Annotated in this window: 7 protein-coding genes; 2 read left to right on the forward strand and 5 right to left on the reverse strand. The window is 69.8% G+C overall.

Going from position 1 to position 6,113, the window contains the following annotated elements:
- Positions 1-457 precede the first annotated feature (457 nt).
- Both AC0ZLC_RS34195 and AC0ZLC_RS34200 read right to left on the reverse strand, forming a co-directional pair.
- Positions 458-1,159 carry a class I SAM-dependent methyltransferase gene (locus AC0ZLC_RS34195; RefSeq protein ID WP_476755807.1) on the reverse strand — a complete coding sequence of 234 codons (702 nt, stop codon included), beginning with the start codon at positions 1,157-1,159 and terminating at the stop codon, positions 458-460.
- Positions 1,160-1,269: 110 nt separating this feature from the next.
- Positions 1,270-1,740: a glycine-rich domain-containing protein gene (locus tag AC0ZLC_RS34200; protein ID WP_476755808.1), complete on the reverse strand. Its 471-nt coding sequence runs from the start codon at positions 1,738-1,740 to the stop codon at positions 1,270-1,272.
- A 188-nt stretch (positions 1,741-1,928) separates the two neighbouring features.
- Between AC0ZLC_RS34200 and AC0ZLC_RS34205 the strand changes: the two genes are divergently transcribed.
- Complete coding sequence (locus AC0ZLC_RS34205; protein WP_476755809.1) at positions 1,929-3,221, forward strand: helix-turn-helix domain-containing protein; 1,293 nt, start codon at positions 1,929-1,931, stop codon at positions 3,219-3,221.
- A gap of 121 nt (positions 3,222-3,342) precedes the next feature.
- Here the strand turns inward: AC0ZLC_RS34205 and AC0ZLC_RS34210 are convergent, their stop codons facing one another.
- Positions 3,343-3,630, reverse strand: a complete 288-nt coding sequence (locus AC0ZLC_RS34210) for a hypothetical protein (RefSeq protein WP_476755810.1) — start codon at positions 3,628-3,630, stop codon at positions 3,343-3,345.
- Here AC0ZLC_RS34210 and AC0ZLC_RS34215 point away from each other — a divergent pair.
- Positions 3,629-4,450 (forward strand): AbiJ-related protein, encoded by an 822-nt coding sequence (locus tag AC0ZLC_RS34215; protein ID WP_476755813.1) that lies wholly within the window; start codon positions 3,629-3,631, stop codon positions 4,448-4,450. The genes AC0ZLC_RS34210 and AC0ZLC_RS34215 overlap by 2 nt on opposite strands.
- Here AC0ZLC_RS34215 and cas2e read toward each other — a convergent pair.
- Both cas2e and AC0ZLC_RS34225 read right to left on the reverse strand, forming a co-directional pair.
- Complete coding sequence (gene cas2e, locus AC0ZLC_RS34220; protein ID WP_476755811.1) at positions 4,398-4,715, reverse strand: type I-E CRISPR-associated endoribonuclease Cas2e; 318 nt, start codon at positions 4,713-4,715, stop codon at positions 4,398-4,400. The genes AC0ZLC_RS34215 and cas2e overlap by 53 nt on opposite strands.
- A gap of 66 nt (positions 4,716-4,781) precedes the next feature.
- Entirely contained in the window at positions 4,782-5,609 is an 828-nt protein-coding gene (locus AC0ZLC_RS34225; protein WP_476755812.1) for an IS5 family transposase, read from the reverse strand.
- Positions 5,610-6,113 lie beyond the last annotated feature (504 nt).

Raw genomic sequence — 6,113 nt, forward strand, 5'->3', positions numbered from 1 at the left:
GACCAGCACGAAGTCGTGCTTCTTGTTCAGTGCACCAAAGGCTCCCATGAGGGTCACCGTCCCGGTCGTATCCCCTGTCACGCAAGGGACTTGAGGGTTTCCAGAGACTCGCTCGCGCACGCGGCGGCCCTAGGGCGCGGAAGGACCCGCATCTCACTACTTCGTCGGCAGGACGGTTTTGTCGGCAACCGGCCCCCAGCCGCTCGTCCTCGACCGGGTTCTGGCCCGGCGTCTGCGGTCCCTGGCCGAGGTCGGTCGGGAAGTCTCCGCACCGCTACGCGGTCTACCTCTCCTTCATGCAGGCGGCTGCCAGCCAAGCAGCGGCAACGGGTACCTGGCCACCCGACGCCTCGCCCGACCCCTGCTCGAATACGCCCTGTTCAGCGCCTCGTGGACGTGAACCCCTCGCCGCGCCGCGCGCGGCTTCCGCAGGTCGCTGGCGGAGCTGGGCCCTGTTCTAGGACGGGTGGTATGCGCTCACCAGCAGGGTGTCGGCGGTGCGCGGCCCGACTGTGGCGGCGGGCAGCACGTCGATGATGATGTTGGTAAATCCGGCCTCGTCGAGCAGCTTGGTCCACACATGCTCCTGGAGGACCCAGCGGCGCATCGTGGTGGTTTCGCCGTCCGGTGTCTTTGCCGGGATGTCGGCAGCCACGGCATCGGGCTGGGCGGGCGCCCCGTTCAGATAGTGGGCGAGGGTTGCGAACACCAGTCGTCCGCCCGGCTTGAGGGCGGTTGCCGCCGCGGGCAGTACCTCGCGTGGGTCGGTGAAGTCCAGGGCGCCGAAGACGCTGTACAGCACGTCGTACGTGCCGGTCATTGCCTGTAGGTGGGGCACCGCGCCGGACTGCACGATGCGCAGGCGCGGGGCGAGGTGAGCGTAGAGGTCGGTTGCCATGGCGTGTTGGGCGGGCGAGGCGTCGACGGCGACGACCTGTGCCGGCTGCTGGTGAATCGCCAGGTGTGCTGCGTGCCGGGCTGCGCCGGCGCCGAGGTCGCCCACACAGCGGCCGGTCAGCTCCCCGAGGACCTCAGGGCCGGGCCCGGCGTCCTGGCCCCAGTTCCAGTGGAAGGTGTCGGGAACGGTGCGGTCACTGGTGGCGCGGGCGCGGCCGTAGTGGTGCCAGAGGTCTGCGGTGCTGGTGGTCACCCGGCCCATCCTGGCGGCCGCGACCGGGCCGCGGACCGGTTCGCTGAAATCTCACCCGGGCGTGCCGTCGGGCCCCAACCGTGCGGCCGGGGCCCGAGGAGCTCGCCGTTGCGGCGCGGTCAATGCGAGTCGTTGCCGGGGTGGCACGGTCCGCAGTTGGCGGCGTCCGTCCACAGCGGCAGGTCGACCTCCCAGCCGTCGGCGGCGACGGTGTGGGCCGTTGTGATCACGGAGCCGTCGTTCTTCATGTCCACCTTGGGCACGTGGTGCAGGAATTGTCCGTCGTTGAACTTCTCGCACAGTTCGGCGTACGCGACGGTGTCCAGGATGACGGTGTGGACGCCGATGTCGACGAGTTTGCTGGGCGCCAGCCCCAGTCCCTCGCCCCGGTGGTTCATCGCGGTCAGCAGGTAGGCGTAGCCCTGGCCGAGGACCCGGGCGGCCATGACCGAGTCGTAGGGGTAGTCCCGCATGAGGAGCCCGACCTGCTTGTCCCACAGGTCGGCCGGCACGACGTCGCGTGCGTAGCGGTCCGGGCCGGTCGCCGGGTCGGCGGCCGGGCGGGATGCAACAGCGGCGGTGGCTGCCATGGAGTGCCTCCGATGGACGGTGCCCCGCGGCGCGGGGCGGTGGTGCCCAGCACACCGCCCCGACCGGCCTCGCGGTGATCAACTCTCTATCTGTGCAAGGTGTTTGCACGTTGTGCAAGCGGCCTCGACGCGCCCGGCCGGCGCCCGTAGCGTGGAGTCCCCCTGTCTGTGCGGTGTGGGAGGGACGCGTGCCCGTTGACCCGCTCTGGAACAGCACGACGGCACTGCAGTTGGCCGCGCAGCGGCGCCCCGGCGCGCTCATCCGGATCGGACGCCGGCACCACTGCTGGACGCTGGCCGTGCTCGCAGACCGGATCGGCTGCTCGCCCGCGACCGTCTCGCGTCTGGAGCGCCGCACCCGGATCGCTGACCTGGCCCTGGTGCACCGTGCCGCACGGGAAGTCGGCGTGCCCGGGCACATCCTCATGACATCCCTCGCGCCGCCCCCCGCTACGGCAACGACGGCCACTAGAGTGACGGCCAGTCAGCGTGACGCCGAGGAGGACCCCATGCGCCGCCGTACGCTGCTCGCCGCCACGGCGGCCGCAGGCCCCGCCGCCCTGCTGGTGGGACTGGATGACGCCCTGGCCGCCACCCCCGCTCCGCCCGGTGCCGGGCCGCTAGAGGGCCGCCTGGCCGGCGCCCGCGCACTGTACGACCAGGGGGCGCACGCACGGCTCCTGGCCGCCCTGCCCGGCCTCATCGCCGACGCGCATCACGCCGTCGCCTCCCGCCGCAACCTCGACCAGGCCCGGCTGTCCGCCGTGTACAGCCTCGCCTCCGCCGTGCTCATCAAGGTCGGCTCCTACGACCGCGCCCGGCTCACCGCGGACCGCGCCCGCACCTGGGCCGAGATCTCCGGCTCCCCGCTCGCAGCCGCGGCCGCAGCACGGGAACTGGCCATCGTGCTGCGCCACCAGGATCAGCACGGCGCCGCTCAGCGCCTGATGTCCTCGGCAACCGACGGCCTGGAGGCGAGCGGACTGCGCACCGAGGCCACGGCCGCCGCCTACGCACAGATGCTCTGCACCGGGGCCTACACCGCCGCCCGGGCCGGGCAGCGCAGCGAGGCCCTGGCGATGACCGAGGAGGCCCGCCGCGCCGCCCGCCGCCTGCCCCAGGCCGCTCCACCCGGCCGGCTGTTCGCCATCAGCCCGGCCGCCGTCGACCTGTACACGGTCGGCGTGCACTGGGCACTCGGCGACGCCGGCGCCGCCCTGGACGCCGGGAAGAACCTCCGGCCCGAGCAGTTCCCGACCGCCGAGCGCAAGGCCCGCCTGGGCACCGACATGGCGCGCGCCTGGTGGGCCTGGCAGCGGCCCGAGCAGACCGCCCGCACCCTGCTGGACGCCTACCGGGCCAGTCCCGGCGAGGTCCGCGACCGGCCCGCGATCCGCCACATCGTCACCGAGCTCGCAGAGCGGCACCCGCGCACCAGCGGCGTACGCGAACTGCACTCCGCAGTGACACGGGCCATCTGACGCCCGTTGCGACGCCCCGTTTGAGACGACATACCCAGCAGCTCGCTCGCCGGCAGCCAGGCCGGTCGGGCGCAGCGGCTTCGGCGCCGACGGACGGCTGCGCGGCAGTGCCAAAGCGGCATCAGGATTCCCAGCTGCCCGCGTCGCGGGGCAGGCCGAGCGGCGGCATCACCTCGGCCAGCCGTCGGGCTTCATAATCATCGCGCACCACAACGTGCTGGAACACCAGCTGCGGTGACAGGACTGCCAGTTCGGGGCAGGGACGCACGATCCCGTACAGAGCCCGCACCCGCCCCGTCGTAAAGAGCTGGATGCCGTAAGCGAAGCTCTCAGCCGTCTGTGGCTGCCTGGGGATCTCCACCCGTACCTGTTCGTCGTGCCAGGCCCGTTCGGCGACAGCGGCGAGCATCTCGGCGCGTTGCCGTGGTTACACGTCCTGCCACCATGCCCGTGCCGTCTGCAGCGCCCGGCCCGCCAGCTTCTTCCGCCGCAGCACGGGGGCGAGCTGGTCGGGCAGCCTGGACGAAGTCGTCTTCCTGCGCCGGCTGTACGACCTGGACCGTCTGACAAGTCATGACCCGCGGTTCGCAACGGCCGAGGGCGACATCGTCCAGCACCGCTACAACAACCCCGAGGACCAGGAGGACGACTGGGTCTTCAGCGACGACCGCTTCGGGCTCGCCGACGGCGCCGACGAGGTCCTGCTGCGCTTCCTGGCGGAGATGATCCACCCTGCCGTGCGGACGGACTCCGGCGAGGTCGAGCGGCTGCTGGCACTGCTCAACGACATGCTGGCCCCCGACGGCTACGAGCTCGCCGAGACCCGCACCGTCAGCGGCTACCCGGTGTACGAGGCATGCCGGATACCGGCACTCCCCCGCACCGCACACCCCGCTCCCCCGGCCGCCGTGACGTCCTCACCGCCCGGACAGGGCACCTACGCCGCGGTCCGCCGCGCCGCTCGCGGCGAGCGCAAGGACTACGCGTGCCCGCGTGAAATGCCCAGGACGGAACACCCCCGCGTCGGCGGGAAGGACCCGAGGATGACCACTCGGTTCTCGCCGTTCCACGGAACACTCCCGCGTCGGCCGGGAGGACCTGGTGACGGCCGCGAACGCCGCCAACGTCACCGGAACACCGCCGCGTCGGCGCGGAGGACACTTCTTGACCTGCATGTTAGGAAGCGCTTTGCTCATTCTTTACGCGCGTTTCTGCGGTCATGCGGATGAGGGTGAGGCCGTCGAAGTCTTCGGGGACGCCGCGTCGGGTGCCTGCGGTACGGATGGCGTAGCCCTGTTCGGTGGGTGCTGGGTGGATGAGGACGGCTGCTCCCTTGCCGACGGTTTCGGCGACGGCTTGCCAGAGATGGTCGCGTACACGGGCGGAGACGGATCCGACGAAGATGCCGGGTACTACTTCGCTGGTCCATCGGCTCAGGGCGCCGCGAAGGCGGTCGGGGACAGCGGTGGTGGCGATGACGACCATGGACGGCATCAGAGGTCGTCTTCTTCCGTTGTTTCATCCCTGAATCTGCTGTTTGGTCTGCGGTGTCGGGTCGCGTCAGGAGATGATGTTCTCGCTGGTGAGGCGGCGGGCCATGAGGTCGGCCATAGCCATGTGGATGATGGCTTCGGATCGGGTGGTGAGGGTTTCGTAGTCGCGGGCCAGTCGGCGGTGGAGCATGAGCCAGCCGTAGGTCCGCTCGACTACCCACCGCTTCGGAATCGGGGTGAAACCCCTGGTCCCGGGCTTGCGTTGCGTGATTTCCATGTCGATGCCGAGGCTGGCGGCGTGCTCGACGAGGTGCTGGCGGTAGCCGCCGTCGACCCACACTTTGCGGATGCGGGGATGTTCGGCGGCGACCTGGTCCAGGAGCCGGGCGCCGGCGATGGAGTCCTGCACGCTCGCCGCGGTGACCAGCACGGCAAGGAGAAGCCCTAGCGTGTCGGTGACGATGCTCCGCTTCCTCCCGACGATCTTCTTCCCGGCATCGATGCCTTGGCTGGTGGCGAGCACGCTGGTGGAGGTTTTCACGCTCTGCGCGTCGATCACGCAGGCCGACGGTTCGGCCTCCCGTCCTTCCTTCTGCCGTAAGAGTTGCCTGAGCAGGCCGTTGAGCTGGGCGAACACGCCTTCCTGCTGCCACCTGGCGAAGTAGCCGTAGACCGTGTTCCAGTGCGGGAAGTCGTGCGGAAGGTAGCGCCACTGAACCCCGGTACGGTCCACGTACAAGATCGCGTCCATGATGTCGCGCAGGTCATGTTCGGGCGGCCGCCCGAAGTCCAGGGCTCGGCCGCGGCGCTCGAAACGCCAGGCCGCCAGGACCGGCTCGATCAAATCCCAGCGGGCATCGGACAGATCACTCGGATACGGGCGTCGCTTCGGCATGCTTCTGGCGTACTGCCGCGAACCGAATGCGCCCAGGCGCATGCCAACGGCGGTCGAAGCGCACAACCTCGAAGACCAGGCATCCTGGGATGAGACAGGATTACGGCCTCTTCCGTCCCATCCGCAACCTCCCACGACTCGTCGGCATCGACGGCCTCCGTGACTTCGCCTGTACTGCCATCCACCGCTTAAGGAATCGCCTGATAAGCGGGCACCATAGAGGAAAACGACCTATCAAAGAGCGTTTTGTCCCACAGAGGTTGTTTGGCGTTGATTTGCAGACCGAGCTGGTGTGTGGTCCTTGGGGCAGACGTGCCTGATGTGGGGCAGGGGATTGGTGTCGTCGTTCGGCGACCCGTTTCGTTCCGTTCGCTCCCGTCTGATCCCAACGCGCCCCCGGTTGACCTCGTTTGCGCCCTGGGGAGGCGGCCTGCTCGACGGTACTACCGAAACATGACGCGACACCGCCCGTACCCGAGCGACCTCTCCGATGCGCGCTGGGAA

It is taken from the genome of Streptomyces sp. GLSS-08, assembly GCF_056387915.1.